The 18,416-nt window shown below is 56.7% G+C and carries 15 protein-coding genes; 11 read left to right on the forward strand and 4 right to left on the reverse strand.

The genetic code is table 11. From position 1 onward, the window contains the following. The first annotated feature begins 48 nt into the window (after positions 1-48). Together AC2FLZ_RS06635 and AC2FLZ_RS06640 are read left to right on the forward strand one after the other, a co-directional pair. Positions 49-1,266 (forward strand): ROK family transcriptional regulator, encoded by a 1,218-nt coding sequence (locus AC2FLZ_RS06635; RefSeq protein WP_480493513.1) that lies wholly within the window; start codon positions 49-51, stop codon positions 1,264-1,266. Next, positions 1,256-2,767 (forward strand): CRTAC1 family protein, encoded by a 1,512-nt coding sequence (locus tag AC2FLZ_RS06640; RefSeq protein WP_496714553.1) that lies wholly within the window; start codon positions 1,256-1,258, stop codon positions 2,765-2,767. Before AC2FLZ_RS06635 ends, AC2FLZ_RS06640 begins: the two co-directional genes overlap by 11 nt. Here the strand turns inward: AC2FLZ_RS06640 and AC2FLZ_RS06645 are convergent, their stop codons facing one another. The 3 genes from AC2FLZ_RS06645 to xylB are packed head-to-tail and all read right to left on the reverse strand — an operon-like array spanning position 2,768 to position 6,467. Next, complete coding sequence (locus tag AC2FLZ_RS06645; protein WP_480604073.1) at positions 2,768-4,066, reverse strand: cytochrome-c peroxidase; 1,299 nt, start codon at positions 4,064-4,066, stop codon at positions 2,768-2,770. Beyond that, positions 4,063-5,010, reverse strand: a complete 948-nt coding sequence (locus tag AC2FLZ_RS06650; RefSeq protein WP_480624285.1) for an aldose epimerase family protein — start codon at positions 5,008-5,010, stop codon at positions 4,063-4,065. Before AC2FLZ_RS06650 ends, AC2FLZ_RS06645 begins: the two co-directional genes overlap by 4 nt. Beyond that, positions 5,010-6,467, reverse strand: coding sequence for a xylulokinase (gene xylB / locus AC2FLZ_RS06655; protein ID WP_480554612.1), 1,458 nt, complete (start codon positions 6,465-6,467; stop codon positions 5,010-5,012). Before xylB ends, AC2FLZ_RS06650 begins: the two co-directional genes overlap by 1 nt. A gap of 341 nt (positions 6,468-6,808) precedes the next feature. Between xylB and AC2FLZ_RS06660 the strand changes: the two genes are divergently transcribed. Continuing rightward, positions 6,809-9,238: a GcvT family protein gene (locus tag AC2FLZ_RS06660; RefSeq protein ID WP_496881973.1), complete on the forward strand. Its 2,430-nt coding sequence runs from the start codon at positions 6,809-6,811 to the stop codon at positions 9,236-9,238. A 31-nt stretch (positions 9,239-9,269) separates the two neighbouring features. Continuing rightward, on the forward strand, positions 9,270-10,280 hold the full coding sequence (locus tag AC2FLZ_RS06665) for an Ldh family oxidoreductase (RefSeq protein ID WP_480476344.1): 1,011 nt from the start codon (positions 9,270-9,272) through the stop codon (positions 10,278-10,280). A gap of 164 nt (positions 10,281-10,444) precedes the next feature. On the opposite strand, the gene AC2FLZ_RS06670 is transcribed toward AC2FLZ_RS06665, so the two are convergent. Then, positions 10,445-12,382 (reverse strand): FAD-dependent monooxygenase, encoded by a 1,938-nt coding sequence (locus AC2FLZ_RS06670; RefSeq protein ID WP_480554608.1) that lies wholly within the window; start codon positions 12,380-12,382, stop codon positions 10,445-10,447. Positions 12,383-12,518: 136 nt separating this feature from the next. On the opposite strand from AC2FLZ_RS06670, the gene AC2FLZ_RS06675 reads away from it, so the two are divergent. The 7 genes from AC2FLZ_RS06675 (at position 12,519) to AC2FLZ_RS06705 (ending at position 18,414) form a co-directional block, all read left to right on the forward strand. Continuing rightward, on the forward strand, positions 12,519-12,962 hold the full coding sequence (locus AC2FLZ_RS06675; protein WP_480516483.1) for a MarR family winged helix-turn-helix transcriptional regulator: 444 nt from the start codon (positions 12,519-12,521) through the stop codon (positions 12,960-12,962). A gap of 337 nt (positions 12,963-13,299) precedes the next feature. Then, on the forward strand, positions 13,300-14,340 hold the full coding sequence (locus AC2FLZ_RS06680) for a TRAP transporter substrate-binding protein (protein WP_496881974.1): 1,041 nt from the start codon (positions 13,300-13,302) through the stop codon (positions 14,338-14,340). A 58-nt stretch (positions 14,341-14,398) separates the two neighbouring features. Next, positions 14,399-14,983 (forward strand): TRAP transporter small permease, encoded by a 585-nt coding sequence (locus AC2FLZ_RS06685; RefSeq protein WP_480554606.1) that lies wholly within the window; start codon positions 14,399-14,401, stop codon positions 14,981-14,983. After that, the gene (locus AC2FLZ_RS06690) at positions 14,980-16,293 is read left to right on the forward strand and encodes a TRAP transporter large permease (protein ID WP_209504353.1); all 1,314 of its coding nucleotides are present in this window, start codon (positions 14,980-14,982) and stop codon (positions 16,291-16,293) included. The genes AC2FLZ_RS06685 and AC2FLZ_RS06690 overlap by 4 nt, the downstream gene beginning before the upstream one ends. A gap of 91 nt (positions 16,294-16,384) precedes the next feature. Further along, on the forward strand, positions 16,385-17,149 hold the full coding sequence (locus AC2FLZ_RS06695; protein WP_480476332.1) for an SDR family NAD(P)-dependent oxidoreductase: 765 nt from the start codon (positions 16,385-16,387) through the stop codon (positions 17,147-17,149). Between the two features lie 10 nt (positions 17,150-17,159). Then, positions 17,160-17,927 carry a crotonase/enoyl-CoA hydratase family protein gene (locus AC2FLZ_RS06700; RefSeq protein WP_480476330.1) on the forward strand — a complete coding sequence of 256 codons (768 nt, stop codon included), beginning with the start codon at positions 17,160-17,162 and terminating at the stop codon, positions 17,925-17,927. A 4-nt stretch (positions 17,928-17,931) separates the two neighbouring features. Further along, positions 17,932-18,414, forward strand: coding sequence for a MarR family winged helix-turn-helix transcriptional regulator (locus tag AC2FLZ_RS06705; protein WP_480604057.1), 483 nt, complete (start codon positions 17,932-17,934; stop codon positions 18,412-18,414). The last annotated feature ends 2 nt before the right edge of the window (positions 18,415-18,416 follow it).

Below are 18,416 nucleotides of genomic sequence, written 5' to 3' on the forward strand. Positions count from 1 at the left end.
AAGAAAAACCGCTTACGCTTAGGAAATCACCAGATTCGTGAGGGCAGGATGCTGAAAAGCAAGGTTTCTTCAAACGCTACGGATCAACGAAACATCACCCGTTTGCGTGTACTGGAACAAATCCGGTCGACCGGCGCGATATCGCGGATCGACATTGCAAGCGCGCTTGAGACCAGCCCAGCGACAGTGACGGCGGCAACGTCAGATCTGCTTTCAGCTGGTCTGATTCAGGAAATCGAAAGCGAAACACCGTCAAAATCCGCGCGCCGCGGCAGACCACGTGTGCTGCTGAAGCTGCATGGCGGATGTCACCTGATTGCCGGTGTAAAAGTGGCCCGGCACCAGATTTCAGTCATCTTGGTCGATTTTGAAGGCACCGAGATCACCTCTTACACTCATCCGCTGGAGGAGGCCCGGATGGCCCCGGAGGCGTTTGCAAAAAAGATATGCGCGGCGCTGGAACAGGCCTGCGTCTCTGCAAGCAAGTCCCTGACAGACGTCTCCGGCGTCTGCATAGGCATTGCCGGATTGGTCGACGCAGAGCGGAACTTTGTACATTGGTCATCTTCGCTGACAGTGCGCAACGTGGATCTGAGCCCGCTTCTGTCTCAAGTGCTCCCCTGCCCCGCGTTCATCGAGAATGACGCTAATCTGGTTGCAAAGGCCGAACAGCTTTTCGGGCTTGGCAAAGGGTTGAAGAACTTTCTGGTTGTCACGATAGAACACGGCATTGGTCTGGGCATTGTGTTGGATGGCAAGCTATATCGCGGCGAGCGCGGCTGCGGTGCGGAATTCGGGCATGTCAAAGTTCAGCTGGATGGCGCGTTATGTCAGTGCGGGCAGCGCGGATGCCTTGAAGCTTATGTTGGGGAATATGCCCTGATCCGCGAGGCAACCATTGCCAGCCAGGCTACTGACCCGCACACTCTTGCTGATATTCACGCAGCTGCCCAATCCGGTGATGCCCGGTCCATTTCCGTTTTGTCGCGCGCTGGTCAGATGTTTGGAATGGGGCTTTCCAACCTGATCAATCTGTTCGATCCGGAATGTATCATCCTGTCCGGCACCCGAGGCAGCTTTGAATACCTGCATTCCGACGCAGTGATGACCCGCATCAATAACGGTGTTGTCAGCGTTGACGCGCCGCTGCCTGAAATCAACGTAAACCATTGGGGGGATTCAATGTGGGCAAAAGGGGCGGCGGCCTATGGGATCGAACAAGTCTCGATTTTGAAAGTCAGGGAACTGGCGGAAAATGCGAGTTGAACTGACGATCCTGCTAGCGACAGCGTCTGCCGCCTTGGCTGACATCAGCCTGCCACAGTTTCACAGCATCGACGTCCCCAGCCATGTTTACGACGGCGGGTGGGAGCACTTCGTCGGCGGAGGCGTTGCCGTTTTTGACTGCAACGGCGATGATCGGCCCGAGCTGTTTGCCGCAGGAGGAACTAATCCGGCTCAATTGTTTGTCAACACATCAGGACCCAATGTCAGTTTTCGGTCAGAAACGCCAAGCGCACTGTCTCTGACCGGCGTGACCGGCGCTTACCCACTGGATATCGATGGAGACGGGTTTGTGGACCTGGCAGTATTGCGCGTTGGTGAAGACGTTTTGTTGCGTGGCAAACCAAATTGCGCATTCGAACCGTTCACCTCGTTGAATTTCCAGTCTCAGGATCACTGGACCACCGGATTCTCCGCCACTTGGGAAAGCGGTCAAACCCTGCCGACACTGGCTTTTGGAACATATGTCGACCGAACCAACCCCGATGGCCCGTTTGAAGCCTGCGGGCCGACGCTTTTGTATCGCCCCGAAGGGGCGGCCTATGGCCCACCTCTCCACCTGGCACCGGGACATTGTTCCTTGTCCATTCTATTTTCCGACTGGGCGCGCAGCGGGCGCGCGGACCTGCGTGTCAGTAACGACCGCCATTACTATGTGCGCGGCGGGCAAGAGCAGCTTTGGGCTATGGAAGACACGCCACGCCTTTACGCGCCGGAAGATGGGTGGCTGCCCTATTCGATCTGGGGCATGGGGATTGCATCAAGGGATATATCAGGGGACGGCTTCCCGGATGTTTACCTGACCTCGATGGGGGACCAGAAGTTTCAGATCTTTGATCCCACTGCCGAGGGGCCGACATGGCGCGACGCGACTTATGACCGGGGAACAACGGCGCACAGGCCGCATGTTGGTGGCGATGGCCGCCCCTCAACCGGCTGGCATGCGCAGTTCGGCGACGTCAACAACGACGGGCGCGACGACATATTTGTCGCCAAGGGCAATGTCGAACAGATGCCCGATGCAGCGCAAACTGACCCCAACAACCTGTTGCTGCAATCCGCAGATGATCAGTTTTTCGAGGCTGCCTCAGCGGCGGGTGTCGCCTCTATGGGCAAGTCCCGCGGTGGAGCCCTGGCGGACCTGAACGGGGATGGATCGCTTGATCTGGTCGTGGTCAATCGCGGGTCAGCGCTTGAAGTATTTCAGAACGAACAACAACTTGGAAACTGGGTTCAGGTTGATCTTGGCCAGGATCGTTCCAACCGCGCAGCTGTCGGCAGCTTCATCGAGGTCAAAACCACCGACGGAATTCAAACACGGGAAGTGACCATTGGCGGCGGTCACGCAAGCGGCATCTCAGGGCTTCATCACTTTGGCCTGGGCAACGCGGACGAACTGGCGCTGCGGGTTATCTGGCCAGACGGCACAGTTGGTGATTGGCAGCCCTTCAGAAGCAATCAGGTGCTTCGCATCGACCGCTGATCATTGATCAACAGGCAAACCGCTGGGCACATGCGCAGGCACACCCAGCCGGACTGCCGGGTCTTCCAGTGTGCTGAGGAAACTTAGAATGGCGTTCACCTCGTCATCACTCAGGCTGATTGGGGCCAGTTCATTCGACGCTGCAATCGCCTCGATCAACGTGGGGTCGAGCAAGGCTTTTTGATCTTCCGCGCCCGGAAACTCTGGCAACGCTGCTTTTTCGATCGAGTAGCTGCGCAAAGCTGCGACCGGATCCAGATGATGACGGACAACATCTTCAAGCCGCGCGTAGGCTCCGTTGTGACCATAGGGTGCCGTCAGGGTTACATTACGCAAGGATGGCGTGCGAAATGTGAAGGCGTCATCCGCATTGCCCGTCACACGCAATCGCCCGTCATCGCGAACATGGTTCTCGAACCGGGCGGCTTTTCCCGGCCCGATTTGCGGCATGGCGATAGAATGAAACCCATGATCCGTCTGGAACCAGCCGGAATGGCAGGTGCTGCACCCGGCCTTGCCGTAAAAAAGGTCGAGCCCCATTTGCGCCTGCTCGGGCAGCACCTCTTTTCCTTGCAGCGCACGATCAAACAGGCTGTTGTCAGCGCGCCATTCAAAAGCGATGAAATCAGCAATGATATTGGCGATTGCGGTAAAAGTGATCTCTTCTCCGGGCGCGAGCTGGTCAAAGCGTGTCCTGTATTCCGGGATTGCGGCAACACGCGCCGCGATAAGATCCCATGCGCCATCCTTTTGGGTCAGCAAACCAAGACGTACGGCTTTGCTCACTTCGTTTTCCGAATAGTGGCCCGCCATTTCGTCAGCCGACAAGACCGGGAACATCGCTTGCGCGGCCAGTGCAGATTGGAAGCCCGGCCTCATATCTGTGCCCAAGGGCGTTCTGAACCCGTCAGGCTGTGACGGGTCTGCCTCAAGACGCCCGTCATGAAAGAAGGTGGTGAATTCCAGCGCCCCAAGGTTCCACAGCCCCGGTGCATTTCGGGGAATGCGCTGCTCGGGCATGTTTTCCTGATCAAGCCTGCGCGCTGCCCCCAGCCCCACACCGCCTTCACCGATACCCAGAGACAGCGCGTCTGACGTTCCCAGTTTCGGATGATGACAAGTGGCGCAGCTGATGTTTTTGTTCCCCGACAGGATCGGGTCGTAAAACAGCAACTGTCCCAGTTCGACCTTGGCAAGGTCCGGTTCTACAAATTGAGGAAGCGGCCCGAGGTCCTGCGCCTGCGCCGCCGACAGTGTCACGCAAAAGGCCAGAGCATACACCGATATCCCAACTCTCATACCTGATCCCCTGAGATTTCCAACGTCAGAACTTGTTTATAGGGTTTGTCCGGAGAATAGATGACGGACGGAAACAAGGGGTGGTTCACAGCGTCCGTGTAACCGGAAGGCTCAATGCAAAGCCCTGCGCATGGCGTGAAAGGATCAGACAGGTGCGCGGCGGAATAGACCTGCGCGCCGGGCTGATCAGAGTAAACATTCATGCGCAAACCTGACGGTGTTTCAACCGTTGCAACCGGTCGATTTGATTTGCCCGCCTCTTCAAACACGAAGTAGTGGTCAAGGCCACGCCCCTCATCACCGATAACGCGCACGGATGAGAAATCCAGCCCTTGGTTTTCGATCTCATTCACGACGCCTGTCGGAATGGAGCTGTCGTCCAGTTCCAGTACCCGCTTTGAATTCAGGGCCAACCGGCTGTCAAGAATACCGCTTTGGCGCCCAAGAGTATAGTAATTGTGCTGCGCAATGCTGATCGGCGTAGGCCGGTCCGGCCATGCGGTGATCGTGTAAGTCAGCCGTGGAAAAGCCAGCTTGACATGAATCTCGAACCTGATTTCTCCGGGAAAACCATCATCGCCGTCAGGTGACGTCAAGGAAAGAACCGCACGGTTCGGCTTAGTCTTCCTGATAATCCAGTGGCTGCGCGACAGCCCGAGCGCACCGCCATGCAGCGTGTTTTCCCCCTCATTCGCTGTCAGGCGATAAGCGGCATCCTGCATTTTAAACTTTGCGCCACCGATCCGATTGGCGACGCGACCCACGATTGCACCCAGATAATATGGGTCCGTCAGATATTCCTGCGGGTTTGGATAGCCCAGGATCAAGGGCGTTTCACCGATCCACCAACCTTGTGTGATCGCCCCATAGCTCAGCAGGGAAACCGACATCGCACCATCTTCCAGAACAACCTGTTCGATGGGTAGGGAAGTGACGCCCTTCATCATGGCGCAGACAAGGGGGATAGTGCCGCATAAAACTGGCGGTATCTTTGATATTCAGCCTCATAGGCGTCGAATAACCCCGCGCGCGGCTGAACAATTTCAGAGATTTCTGGCGATGTCATGAGTTCCGCCGGGTCTGCATCTTTTACTGCACAGGCAGCAAGGCGTGCCGCGCCTATGGCGGCTCCGAATTCACTGCCTTTAGGCAAGGCAAGCGGGATGTTCAGAACAGTTGCCAGCGTCTCGACCCAGAAACGGGATCGTGCGCCCCCACCGACGACCATCAGGCTTTCAGGCTTGGTTCCCGTGCTCCTGAGGGCCTCAAGGCAATCTCGCAGCGCGAACGAGACACCTTCCATCACGGACTGTGCAAGATCCTCTGGATCCGACGCAATATCCAGCCCCATAAACGCCCCCCGGATAGCGCTGTCATTATGAGGGGTACGTTCCCCCGACAGATATGGCAGGAACTTGGTCTTCGACGGCCCGGTGACGGTATCCGGCAACGCCGATGCGAGTGCACCAACGGATTGGCCGAGGTTCCGGGACAGCCAGTTCAGACTGTTGGTCGCCGACAGGATGACACCCATTTGAATCCAGTGGTCCGGCACCGCGTGGCAGAAGCAGTGAACCGCCGTTTCCGGTGCGGGCGCGTAACTGTCCTTGGCAACCAGCAGCACACCCGACGTTCCCAGCGATAGAAAACCGCTGCCTTCGGCGATACTTCCTATACCACAGGCAGCCGCGGCGTTGTCGCCTGCCCCGCCCGCAACGACTACGGGTCCGGTCAGGCCCCAGTGCTGCAATATCTCCGCCCTCAGCTCGCCCCCGACGGCGCTGCCTTCGACCAGTTCGGGCATCTGATCCCGGCGCATGTGGCTGAGCTCAAGCGCTGTTTCCGACCATTTCCGACGTCCGACGTCCAACCACGCTGTACCCGCGCTGTCGGACATTTCACTTATGTATTCTCCGGTCAGCCAGAAGCGTAAATAGTCTTTGGGGAGCAAGACTTTGGAGGTTTTTTCAAAAACGTCAGGTTCATGCCTGCGCATCCATTCCAGCTTGGGCGCAGTGAAGCCGGGAAAAACGATGTTTCCGGTGATCGATCGCATCGCGGAAAGCGCATCCAGTTCGGCAGCTTCACGGGCAGACCTTGTGTCGTTCCAAAGGACACAGGGCCTCAATACGCTACCATTTCGGTCCAGAAGCGTTGCGCCATGCATATGCCCGCTCAGACCTATGCCTCGCACTGCCGAAAACGCAGCGCTGTTTTGCCCCTGCAACTGGGCAACGACCTTTTGACACGCTTCAACCCAATCCGCAGGTTCCTGCTCTGACCAGCCCGGATGCGGTGTCGATGTGTTCACGCTCGCTTCGGCCTCGGCAACGACGTCACCGTCTTCACTGACCACAATTCCCCGAAGACCTGACGTCCCCAAATCAAGACCGAGATACACCTGCTCCTCCCATTTGTAAGCCGCAATACTGAGGCAACAGAAACCCAGTTTTGCAAAGGCATCAGGTTTCACTGGCACAGTTTGCGCTAACATCACAAGGTGAAACAAGACAAGGAATATAAAAATGATGTCGTCCTGGACAGCACTGAATGACCCGGACCCAGACAGCGACCAATACGAAGGTGCCCGATAAGAGGTGACCTGAACTAAGCCGCGGGAGAAATTTTTTGCGATTGTCTGGCGACATGTTTCCGTAAAAACTTCGAAATGTTCTCGTCTTACTGATTTCGGGCAGGCAAAGCTTCTGACACCATGATCAGCCGCAAGAAGGAAATCGGCGAATGAAATCACATGCCAAAGTTGTTGTCGTTGGCGGCGGATGTGTGGGCGCGTCCATTCTGTACGGTCTGACACAGCACGGCTGTAGCGATGCGGTGATGCTGGAACGGACCACACTGACCTCAGGCTCGACCTGGCATGCCGCCGGTCTGCTGGTCACCTTCGTGCGGTCCCATAACGTGTCGAAGATGACGATGGAAACCATCCGCATCTATTCAGAAGTCGAACAGAAGATGGGTACGTCGGTAGGCTTGCGCAAAGTGGGTCAGCTGCGCGTTGCCAACACCCAGAAACGTTGGGATGAATTCCAGTCATATATCTCGATTGCCGAGGCTGCAGGTGTGCCCTGCAAACTGCTGACGCCCGCGGAAATTGCCGATGTTCATCCCCTTCTGAACCAGTCTGAGCATATTCGCGGCGGTATCCTGCATACCGAGGACGGCTATGTGAACCCGGCCGACATCACCATGGCAATGGCAAAGCTGGCGCGAGATGCGGGCGCCACAGTCTATCAGAACACCGAAGCACAGGCGTATGAAAAGTTGGAAAGCGGTCATTGGAAAGTGACCACCAATCAGGGAGAGATCACGTGCAAGCATTTGGTTTTTGCCACCGGCAATTATGCCCGTGAAAATGCCCGACGCGTTGGGCTGGACCTGCCCTGCATTCCCATCGTTCACCAGTACTGGACCACGGAAACAGTTCCACTGCTCAAGGAACGTCGTGCGCAGGGTTTGCCCGAGTTCCCGATCCTGCGGGATGAGGATTACGGCGCATATCTACGCGAAGATGTCGGCGGCATTCAGTTCGGGCCCTATGAGTTCACCAAGGACCTGAAGCTGTTTGCCGAAGACAGCGTTCCACCTGACTTTGGCGCAGACCTCTTGCCCGAGGATTTCGATGCCGTGGAAACCCAATGGGAACGGGCTATTGAGCGGGTTCCGGTCCTTGGCGAGGTGGGCATCAAGGCCAACACGCGCGGACCCTTCCAAATGACGCCGGACGAATTGCCACTTGCCGGGCCAGCGCCAGGGCACAATAACCTGTGGCTGGCCGAAGGGATGCCCGGCGGCATTCTGTGGGGCGGCACCGTGGGCGAACGGCTGGCCCGTTGGATCGTCGACGGTGATCCGGGCAAGGACATGTCGGAACTGGACCCGCGCCGTTTCTCGGACTACGCCTCTAAACGCTGGACCATGGACAAGGTTCGCGAAACCTGGGGCACACATATGAACGCGCATATCCCCGGCGAAGATTTCCCGGACGCGCGCCCAATGAAAACCGTGGGGTCTTACGATCTGCTGACGGCGCATGGCGCAGTCTGGACCAGCTTCAACGGCTATGAATTCCCGCGCTGGTTCGCCAAATCGCCGCAAGAGGCGATCCCTGAACATTCTTTCCGCCGCACCAATCACATGGAACGCGTTCAGGAGGAAGTGCACACCACCCGCGAAGAGGCCGGGTTCATCGAGATGTCGCCAATGACCAAGTTTACTGTACGCGGTCCCGGCGCCGCGCGGTGGCTGGATGGTCTGATGGCAAACAAACTGCCTAAAGTGGGCCGGATGAGCCTGTCGCTGTTGTTGAACGCAAAAGGTGGCATGGATGCGGAATACACAGTTGTCCGCTATGCCGAGAATGATTTCTATCTGGTCTCTACCCCGAATTGGCGCGCCTATAACTGGGATCAGCTGCAACGTCTGCTACCACAAGATCAATCGGTTATCCTTGAAGACGTTTCAGAACAGTTGGGTGTGATCGCTCTGGCGGGTCCCAAGGCGCGCGAGATTTTGCAACCGCTGACCGACAACGATTTGACGAACGCAGCTTTTCCCTGGCTCTCTGCACAAAAAGGTGAAGTTGGTTATGCCAAAGACGTTCACCTGCTTCGGGTATCTTACACAGGCGAGCTGGGCTGGGAACTGCACCATCCGGTCGGGTATAACCGCCATCTTGTCGACCTGCTTTTGAAAGCCGGTGTAAAACCCTTCGGGCTTGAGGCGTTGGAGTCCATGCGCCTTGAAAAATCCTATCGCGCCATCAACCGTGAGATTTGCAAGGACATGACACCATATGAGGCCAGCCTTGATCGGTTTGTCGTCACCGAGGGACGCGAGTTCATCGGAAAAGCGGCGCTGGAGAAGCAGAGATACGAGGGCAATCACAAACGGCTGGTCACGTTGAAACTTCCCTTTGGCGAAACTTCGGTGATGTTCGATGAAGGTGTTTATGCAAACGGTGAACTGATTGGTCGCGTTACATCGGGTGGGTTTTCTTATTATTGCAACCACGACATAGCGATGGCACTTGTACCAAACGATATGACCGCGCCGGGTGCAAGGATGCAGGTGTTGGTCCATAACGAAATGCGCGATGCCGAGGTGATCGATACTTGCGCCGTTGATCCCACCAACGCACGTGCGCGTGCCTGACCCCTGAAGTAAAAAGACTGGATTTGAAAAGATGACCGAACACTCGATCAAAACGCTTTCTCTTGCCGAGGTTCGGGCGCTGGCGAAAGCCGTACTTGTTTCTGCCGGAGTTAATGCACAGGGCAGCGATATTCTGGCCGACATTGTTACCCGGTCCGAGCGGGACGGCCCGCGCAGCCACGGATTGCGTATGCTGCCGGTCTATGTCCAAAGCTTCACCTCGGGCTATGCAAACGGCAATGCGAAGCCAAAGATAGAAAAGGCTGCCCCGGGCGTTCTGCGCTGTGACGCCGATAACGGGTATTATCAGGTCGCGGCAGCCGAAGCCCGCGACATGTTGATCGAAATGACGCGGGAAAACGGCATTGCCGCTTTCACCTGCGCAAATTGCCACCATCTGGGCGCGTTAAGGTTTGACACCGAACCGCTTGCCGAAGCTGGTCTGGTGGCTTTCGCCGTGATCAACTCATTGTCCATGGTGGTGCCGCAAGGCGGGGTGCGCCCGGTATTTGGCACCAACCCGATGTCTTTTGCCTGTCCGCGCGAGGGCGGTGCGCCGATAGTCTGGGATCAGGCGTCTTCAATGGTTGCTTTGATGGATATCCGCATGGCCGCAGCCGAGGGGCACGACCTGCCCCACCCTGCCGGTCTGGACCCTGACGGCGCACCCAGTACGGACCCGAACGCTATCCTGGAAACCCGCAGCCTGTTACCTTTTGGCGAGCACAAGGGCGCCGCAATCGCTTTCATGGTTGAAGTGTTGGGTGCCGCCCTGGCTGGTGGAACCCTTTCCGTGAACAATCAAGAACGTGAGGCGTTCGGAGCCCTTAACATCAAAGGCGGTGCAACACTGATTGCGATTGATCCGACGCGGTTCGGCAACGAGGCCTTCAATCAATATATCGCGCGCATTTGCTCAGAAATTGTCGGTAATGGGGACGCCCGTGTTCCGGGTGATGGGCGTCTGGCCAAACGGGCGGCAGCCGAGGCTGACGGTGTTGAGGTCAGCGCCGAGGTTCTGGCCACGTTAAACGCGTCCTGAAAAACCTGCGCTCAGCTTTCTGGCTAGAGGGCCTTCCTACGACACGGGCGGATTCAAGCGCCAATCCAGCTTTGAACAGGCGGTAATCTTGCCGAACCAAGCACGGATGCGACAGTCCATTCTCCCCTCGTAACGGCGGTCCGTTGGGGTCTGAGTCGTCGCACTTATCGACCGCCGCCCGCAACAAATAGCCTGGAAAAGAAGTCAAACAGGTCAGCGTGACACTCTAATGGCAGGATATGCGCCACATATTGGTCCGGCCTGACGACGACCATACAGCCCTTTGTCCGGTCAATTCCGCGCATTTCGTAGATGTCTTCACGCCTCTTGTGATCAACGCAAAAAACCTTCTCGAAGTCGCGCAGGCCATACCTGCCCTTCTCGGGTTTCAAAAGAGACGGCATATCCTCATAATTCAGCGATATGAAATCCTGCGGGAAGATGGCCCGTAGGTCTATCAAACCGTCGATGTCTTCGTCAGGGCGCACAAACCGTCGCAGAGGAGAGTTCGGATCGCTTTGCAAAACCTCGCAAAGCTGATGGATCGATCCGCCTTGGGTACCTGCGTCTCTCTGTCCTGCGAAGGCATAGAGCCTCCAGCGCGCATCCGCTTCGGCCACATGCCCCAATTGCATGGGCATGGCATCTGCAAGCCGGACAACTGGTGCTGAATGAAATCGCTTGCCTATAACCAGCCCACGCGCCAGATGCTGGTGAACCGGTTCGGCGACCAAGTCCGAAGGCCCATAGTGAACCGAAAGCCCGCCGGTGAACTCCAGATTTTCGATAAACTGTTTTTGAAATCGGGGCATATCGGTGCCGTCAAGCTCTGACTCGCCCGGAGGCGCACTCATGATCCGGGCCCATTTATGGTCGGTTTCGACCAGTCTTTTGGCCTCTTGCAAACGCTCGGCCGAGTAGCTGTGAAGAAGATCAGGCTTTGACCTTCCTGTCAGCACATGCACCAGTTTCCAGCCCAGGTTGAAAGTATCGCCCATCGACACGTTCATCCCCTGACCCGCCTTGGGGCTATGCGTGTGGCAGGCGTCGCCCGCCGTGAAAACGCGCGGGGTGCGTGTAGCAACTTCATGCTTAGGAACATCGTCGAACTTGTCGGTCAGCCTGTGGCCAATCTCGTAGACCGACCACCAAACGACTTCATTTACGTCGATGGAATAAGGACGCATGATCCGGTTCGCGGCAGCGATGATATGGTCAGCCGTCAGATTGCGGTTGGCGATCCGCTCATCCGGGTTCAGTTTGTCAAGCTCAACATACATTCGGAACAGGTATCCGCCTTCGCGCGGAAGGATCAGAACGTTTCCTTCCGATGCCGATTGAACAAGGCATTTCCGCCGCAAATCGGGAAAATCGGAATTCGCCAGAATGTCCATAACGCCCCACGCCTGATGTGCGGCATCGCCTTGCAGCTTACCCCCGATGGCCTTGCGCACATTGCTGCGTGCACCGTCACAGCCTACGACATAGTTGGCACGCACTGTAAGCCGTTCAACCACGCCACCATCATCGCCCAAGCGTTCAAGCTCTGCCGTGACGGGGTGATCCGTGGAACCGGTATCAATTGTGAAATCGCTGACACGAAGCCCGTAATGGGGTTGCAGCCGCGTTGGAGCGTTTCTCATCACATCCAGAAACAGCTCATGAATCCGGGCCTGATTCATCAAGGTATGTGGCATCTCGGATTGATCTTCGGCAACGTCCTGCACCGTGCCCGCCCGGCGGATGTGGCCCGGGCTTGCGGGATCGGGCGTCCAGAATGCCGTTTGGTTGACCCAATACGCTTCGCGCTTCACTTTCTCAGCAAAACCAAACGCCTGAAACATCTCCATCGAGCGGACGTTGACGCCATCCGCCTGGCCTTTCTCCATCGGACCAGGCTTTTGATCCACGATCATTGTCGAAATTTCGGCGAACCCGGCCAGTTGCGCTGCAAGGCAAAGCCCCGCCGGTCCACAACCCGCGATCAGAACGTCAACCTTTTCGGGGATGGTTGCGGGGTGGTTGTGGTGATCGGAGCGGCTGAGCGCAGCCGGTTTGATATCCGGGTCACCCGGACGAAATCCATCAACGTAATATTGCATTGTCCCCTCCTCCGCAGGTTCACATAAATTTAATAACTGTACTTACTATTTCCTGTCAACAAAGATATGTACACTCACTAATTGCCGCGGTAATTCTGGAATAAGTGACGGCGTAAAGTGATTTCGGAGGTTTTGCGTGAGTATTTACGGAATGGCGGGCCACCTCATCCGCAGGCTCAATCAGATTTCAACCCACGTGTTCTCGGTCCGGATGCAGGAGGCCGGGATTGACCTTACATCCGTTCAGTTCGCAGCACTTGAAACAATTCGCGCCGAACCCGGCATTGATCAGGCCACAGTCGCGGCGAAAATCGCCTATGACCGCGCAACAATCGGCGGGGTCATCGACCGGCTGGAGCAGAAAAACTACGTCAAACGCTCGGTCAGTCAACGTGACAGACGCGCGCGAGAGGTCACCTTATCCGGAAAAGGAAAAGACATCCTTGCGGCGGCTATGCCAGTCGTAATTGACCTGCAAAACGAGATCCTCGGAGGGCTAACTCCGAATGAACGCGAAACGTTCCTGAAGCTCGCAGGCAAGGCAGTTGATGCTGTCACCGACGATAACACACGGCCTTGAATTACAAAGCGGACGCTGGTTCAATTAAAACAAGGAAAGCAAATCCACCATTTTTGAGCTTTAGTTTCCGAAACTAGAAACTAAAATCTAAGAAATCTCAATTTACCTTTGAGCCAACCGAGGGCAATGTAATCCTGAGAGGATAAATTGCGTCCGCGCATGACCTGTCTGATGCGTAGCGTTTCGACGAAAAGGTTCACATGTGTGAACATTCTGTTTTCCGAAAAGGACCTGAAACCAAACACTAAAAAAGTGGATATAACTCGTTATAAAACATAACTAATATGAGCAATCATGAACAGGGGATGATACTCATAGGTCATCTAGGGAGGAGATCATGACCAACTTGCGCAGAACCATACTCAAATCTGCAGTGACGGCGATTGCTTTCGGTGCCATGTCAACCACTGCCATCGCGGCCGAAGTGACACTGCGGATGCACCAATTCCTGCCGGCACAAGCCAACGTACCCAAGAACGTTCTGGATGTCTGGGCCGACAAGGTCGAAGCGGATTCGGATGGCCGGATCGAAATTCAAAGGTTTCCGTCCATGCAGCTTGGGGGCAAACCCCCCGAACTGATCGACCAAGCCATTGATGGTGTGGCAGACATTGTCTGGACTGTGTCCGGATATACACCAGGCCGCTTTCCCCGAACCGAGGTGTTCGAACTGCCGTTCACCATGACTAATGCCGAAGCCGTCTCACGCGCCTATTGGCATCTGGCCGAAGAAACCATGATGGACGATGACTTCAAGCAGTTCAAAGTACTCGGGCTCTGGGTGCACGGCCCCGGTTTGATCCATTCAAAGGAACCGATCGAAAGCATCGAGGATCTGAACGGCGTAAAGCTGCGCGCACCGACACGCGTAACCAACGGCCTTTTCAGCTCGCTTGGAGCAACCCCGGTTGGCATGCCTGTTCCTGCGGTGCCTGAAGCGCTGTCCAAAGGCGTGATCGACGCCACCGTGATTCCCTGGGAAGTGACCGGCGCCCTGAAGGTCAACGAGCTGGTCGGAAACCACACGACCTTTGGCGACGACACGCTATACACCACCACTTTCATCTTCGCGATGAACAAGGACCGCTGGGATGCACTGCCGGATGATCTGAAGGCCGTCATTGACGCCAACTCGGGTGCTGAATTCTCGGCCTTCGCAGGCAAGCAGATGCAGGCCGATGACGACGGGCCTCACAAGCAGGCGATGGAACGCGGCAACAACATCATCACGCTGAGCCCGGAACAGGTCGCGGAATGGAAGGCAGCATCACAGCCGACCACTGACGCCTGGATCGCCGAGATGGATGAAAAAGGTCTGGATGGAACCGGCTTGCGCGCCCGCGCGCTCGAACTGATTTCGCAATACTCCGGCAACTGATCCGGTCGCTCTTCCGGCGCTATTTCCCGCCGGGAGAGCAATCCCTTTGGAGTTGATCATGCAGAAACTGGTAGAGCGCATCGCGCGCTTCATGGCCGTTCTCGGCGGTGTGGTTCTGACTGCGCTGGTCCTGCTGACCTGTGTCAGCGTGCTGGGGCGCGGCCTGAATACGCTGGGCCACTCGGACGTTATGACGTCACTGTCGGAAGCAGCGGCAAATGCGCTGATTGCATCGGGCGTCGGGCCGGTGAATGGCGATTTTGAACTGGTCGAAGCCGGCATTGCATTCGCCATATTCTCGTTCCTGCCGATCTGCCAGCTCTATGGCTCTCACGCCACAGTCGACGTATTCACCAACACGCTTCCGACAAAGGCGAACAAAGTGATCATCACATTCTGGGAATTCGTCCTGTCGCTTGTCATTCTTTTGATTACGTGGCGCTTGTTTGTCGGCATGCAAAACAAGCTGGACTATGGTGAAACGACCTTTCTGCTGCAATTTCCGGTTTGGTGGGCCTATGGGCTAAGCTTTGTTGCCGCCCTTGTCGCATCACTTGTTGCTGTCTATTGCGCCGTCGCGCAGGTCATCGAGCTTGTCACCGGGCGTCATATCCTGCCCTACCGCGGGGAGGCCGCACATTGACCATGCTCGAACTGGGCTACGTGTCCTTTCCCGTACTTCTGATCATGATCTTTCTGCGCGCACCGATTGGCCTTGCCATGTTGCTGTGCGGGATTGGCGGGCTGTATTTTGCCATGGGTGGCACCAGCATGTTCATGGCCAAGCTCAAAACCGAAACCTACTCAACCTTTTCCAGCTATTCGCTGACGATCATTCCGATGTTCCTGCTGATGGGGCAGTTCGCGACATTGTCGGGCATGTCTTCAGCCTTGTTCAAAGCTGCTGAAAGCTGGCTGGGCCACCGCAAAGGGGGCGTCGCCATGGCGGCAGTCGGCGCTTGTGCCGGATTTGGCGCAATCTGCGGGTCCTCCCTTGCCACTGCCGCAACGATGAGCCGTGTCGCGCTGCCCGAACTGCGCCGCTACGGCTATTCCGGCGGGTTTTCAACCGCAACGCTTGCTGCTGGCGGCACATTGGGCATTCTGATCCCGCCTTCGGTGATCCTTGTGATCTATGCGATCCTGACGGAACAGAATATCGCCAAGCTGTTTCTCGCGGCCTTTGTCCCCGGCATTCTGGCAGCGCTCGGCTATATCATCACGATTTCGATCTATGTGCGCATGTATCCTGACGCCGCGGGCACCCGCGAAGCGATCCCGTATCCTGAACGCGTTCGGGCACTGCTGGATGTCTGGCCTGTCCTGCTGGTTTTTGGCCTTGTTGTCGGTGGCATCTATCTTGGCTGGTTCACCCCAACCGAAGGCGCAGCCGTGGGGGCGGCGGGAACCGGGCTGATTGCTCTGATCTCGGGCAATCTGAACTGGCAGGTCTTCGTCGAAAGCATCATTGCAACGGCCTCAAGCACGGCGATGATCTTCTTCATCGTGTTGGGCGCAGGGCTGTATAACAGTTTCCTAGCGCTCACTCAGGTACCGCAGGAACTGTCTGGCTGGGTCGTTGGACTTGGGCTCAGCCCGTGGATGGTGTTGTGCCTGATCCTGGTGTTCTACCTGATCTTTGGATGTCTGATGGACAGCCTGTCAATGATCCTGCTGACTATCCCGATCTTCTTTCCGGTCATCAGCGCACTGGATTTCGGCATGAGCCCCGAGCATGTGGCCATCTGGTTCGGTATTCTGGTTCTGATCGTTGTCGAGGTCGGGCTGATCACCCCTCCGGTCGGGATGAACCTGTTCATTATCAACGCTATGGATCGTTCAACCCCGATGACCCAAACTTACAAGGCAGTGATGTGGTTTGTCACCTCTGACATCATTCGGGTCATGATCCTGGTGCTGTTTCCGGCCATTACCCTGTTCCTGATCCCCTAGCGAAATCACCATCAGCGGTCCGGGGCGGGCCCATCCGAAAATAGATATGAGACACAACAATGATTGAACATACTAAAATGGAGAGAGCACGATGCAGTTAAGTGGATGTGTCGCCCTGGTCACCGGCGGCGGAAGCGGGCTGGGTGCTGCAACGGCTAGGCATTTCGCCGCCAGCGGAGCAAAGGTTGCCGTTTTGGATTTCAATGCTGAAGGTGCGAAGGCAGTTGCTGACGAAATTGGTGGTCTTGCCCTGCAAGCCGATGTCAGTGACGAGGCCGCCGTCAGTGCCGCGTTTGAGACGGCAATAGCCCATTTCGGGTCAGCACCCAGAATCGCTGTCAGTTGTGCGGGCGTCGGCATGGCGGCCAGGATCGTCGGGCGCGAAGGCAAGCTGTCATTCGACGTGTTCGAGAAAACTCTGCGCGTGAACCTTTTTGGCACCTACAACGTCATGAGCCACGCGGCGAGACACATGGCCGGTCTCGACCCGTTGGCTGACGGTGAACGCGGTGTGATCATCAACACGGCGTCGGTTGCGTGGCAGGACGGTCAATTGGGTCAAGCCGCTTATGCCGCATCCAAAGGGGCAATCGCCTCGATGTGCCTGCCTGCCGCACGGGAGCTCGCGCAGTCGGGGATTCGGGTGATGGCCATCGCACCTGGCCTGTTCCACACGCCAATGATGGAAGGCTTGCCGGAAGAGGTCAGTGCCAAGATCACTGCGAACATTCCCTTCCCGGCCCGCCTTGGCGAAGCGCGTGAGTTCGCAATGCTCGCCGAACAGATCGTTGAAAACCCGTTTTTGAATGGCACCACTATTCGACTTGATGGCGCCGTTCGTCTGCCGCCCCGGTAAGGAGTTCCCCATGGACAGCCAAATCCTGAACATTGAGGTCAACGGATCCATCGCGACCCTGACCATGAACCGCCCTGACAAGCGAAACGCGATGTGCGAGGAACTGTTAGGCGCGCTGGATGATTTCTTTTCAGCTCCACCCAAGAACGTGCGCGTGGTGATCCTGACCGGAACTGAAGGGCATTATTGTTCCGGATTGGACCTGTCCGAGCATGTTCATCGTACGGCCGAGGAAAACCTGCACCATTCCCGCCACTGGCACAGTGTCATGGACAAGATCCAGTTGGGTGGGCTTGCGGTTGTCTCGGCCATGTTTGGCGCCGTGATCGGCGGCGGGCTGGAGCTTGCAGCGGCAACACATGTTCGCATCGCTGAACCTTCGACGATCTTTCAGCTTCCCGAAGGCCGGCGCGGAATATTTGTCGGTGGCGGTGCGACCGCGCGGGTCGGTCGCCTGCTGGGGGCCGATCGGATGACCGAGATGATGTTGACCGGCCGCAAATATGGTGCCGATGAAGGGGTATCGCTGGGGCTTGCACATTATAGCGTGGGTGAAGGCGAGGCTTTGGCGCTGGCCCAAAAGCTGGCAGGTAAGATTTCCCGAAACGCGCCACTGTCAAACTATCTGATGATTCAGGCGGTCGCGCGGATCAATGAAATGTCGCAGAACGACGGACTGTTTACTGAATCGCTGGCCGCGGCCCTGTCGCAAACAACACCAGATGCGCAGGAAGGACTGCGGGCCTTTCTTGAAAAGCGCGCCCCGAACTTCAGGTGAACACATGAAAAGGAAACATGAACACACGCCAGAAGACGGCGCGCCTAACACGATCAGCGATGCCACGCTGCGGGGGTTTGTCGGGTATCGCATGAAACGGGCCTTCAATGTGGTGCAGGAAGACCTGACAACAACTCTGCGTCCCTTTGGTCTGCGAATGCTGACTTATACGGCACTGGTTCTCATCGTCGATAACCCCGGTTTGCGGCAGTCCCAACTGGCTGACGCAATGGATATCGAGCGCCCGAACCTTGTCGTCATCATTGACGAGCTGGAGCGCAGGGAACTGATCGTCCGCGACCGGGTACCGACCGACCGGCGCGCCTATGCGCTAAGGACGACACTGGCGGGCAGGCAATTATATGAAAAGGCCGTCGCCGCGGTTACCGCCCACGAAGGCAAGCTGCTGGCCTGTTTGGATGACGCAACCATCACCACCGTTTTCGATGCCCTCAGGACGATCGAAAAAGCGAGGAAAAGGGGCTGATC

The sequence above is a fragment of the Ruegeria sp. YKSF131 genome, assembly GCF_059612645.1.

Bases quoted from the DNA above. Each gene is read 5' to 3' on its own strand.
- AC2FLZ_RS06635 (WP_480493513.1), top strand. From the start codon at position 49: ATGCTGAAAAGCAAGGTTTCTTCAAACGCTACGGATCAACGAAACATC.
- AC2FLZ_RS06640 (WP_496714553.1), top strand. From the start codon at position 1,256: ATGCGAGTTGAACTGACGATCCTGCTAGCGACAGCGTCTGCCGCCTTG.
- AC2FLZ_RS06645 (WP_480604073.1), bottom strand. From the start codon at position 4,066: ATGAGAGTTGGGATATCGGTGTATGCTCTGGCCTTTTGCGTGACACTG.
- AC2FLZ_RS06650 (WP_480624285.1), bottom strand. From the start codon at position 5,010: ATGAAGGGCGTCACTTCCCTACCCATCGAACAGGTTGTTCTGGAAGAT.
- AC2FLZ_RS06660 (WP_496881973.1), top strand. From the start codon at position 6,809: ATGAAATCACATGCCAAAGTTGTTGTCGTTGGCGGCGGATGTGTGGGC.
- AC2FLZ_RS06665 (WP_480476344.1), top strand. From the start codon at position 9,270: ATGACCGAACACTCGATCAAAACGCTTTCTCTTGCCGAGGTTCGGGCG.
- AC2FLZ_RS06670 (WP_480554608.1), bottom strand. From the start codon at position 12,382: ATGCAATATTACGTTGATGGATTTCGTCCGGGTGACCCGGATATCAAA.
- AC2FLZ_RS06680 (WP_496881974.1), top strand. From the start codon at position 13,300: ATGACCAACTTGCGCAGAACCATACTCAAATCTGCAGTGACGGCGATT.
- AC2FLZ_RS06685 (WP_480554606.1), top strand. From the start codon at position 14,399: ATGCAGAAACTGGTAGAGCGCATCGCGCGCTTCATGGCCGTTCTCGGC.
- AC2FLZ_RS06695 (WP_480476332.1), top strand. From the start codon at position 16,385: ATGCAGTTAAGTGGATGTGTCGCCCTGGTCACCGGCGGCGGAAGCGGG.
- AC2FLZ_RS06700 (WP_480476330.1), top strand. From the start codon at position 17,160: ATGGACAGCCAAATCCTGAACATTGAGGTCAACGGATCCATCGCGACC.
- AC2FLZ_RS06705 (WP_480604057.1), top strand. From the start codon at position 17,932: ATGAAAAGGAAACATGAACACACGCCAGAAGACGGCGCGCCTAACACG.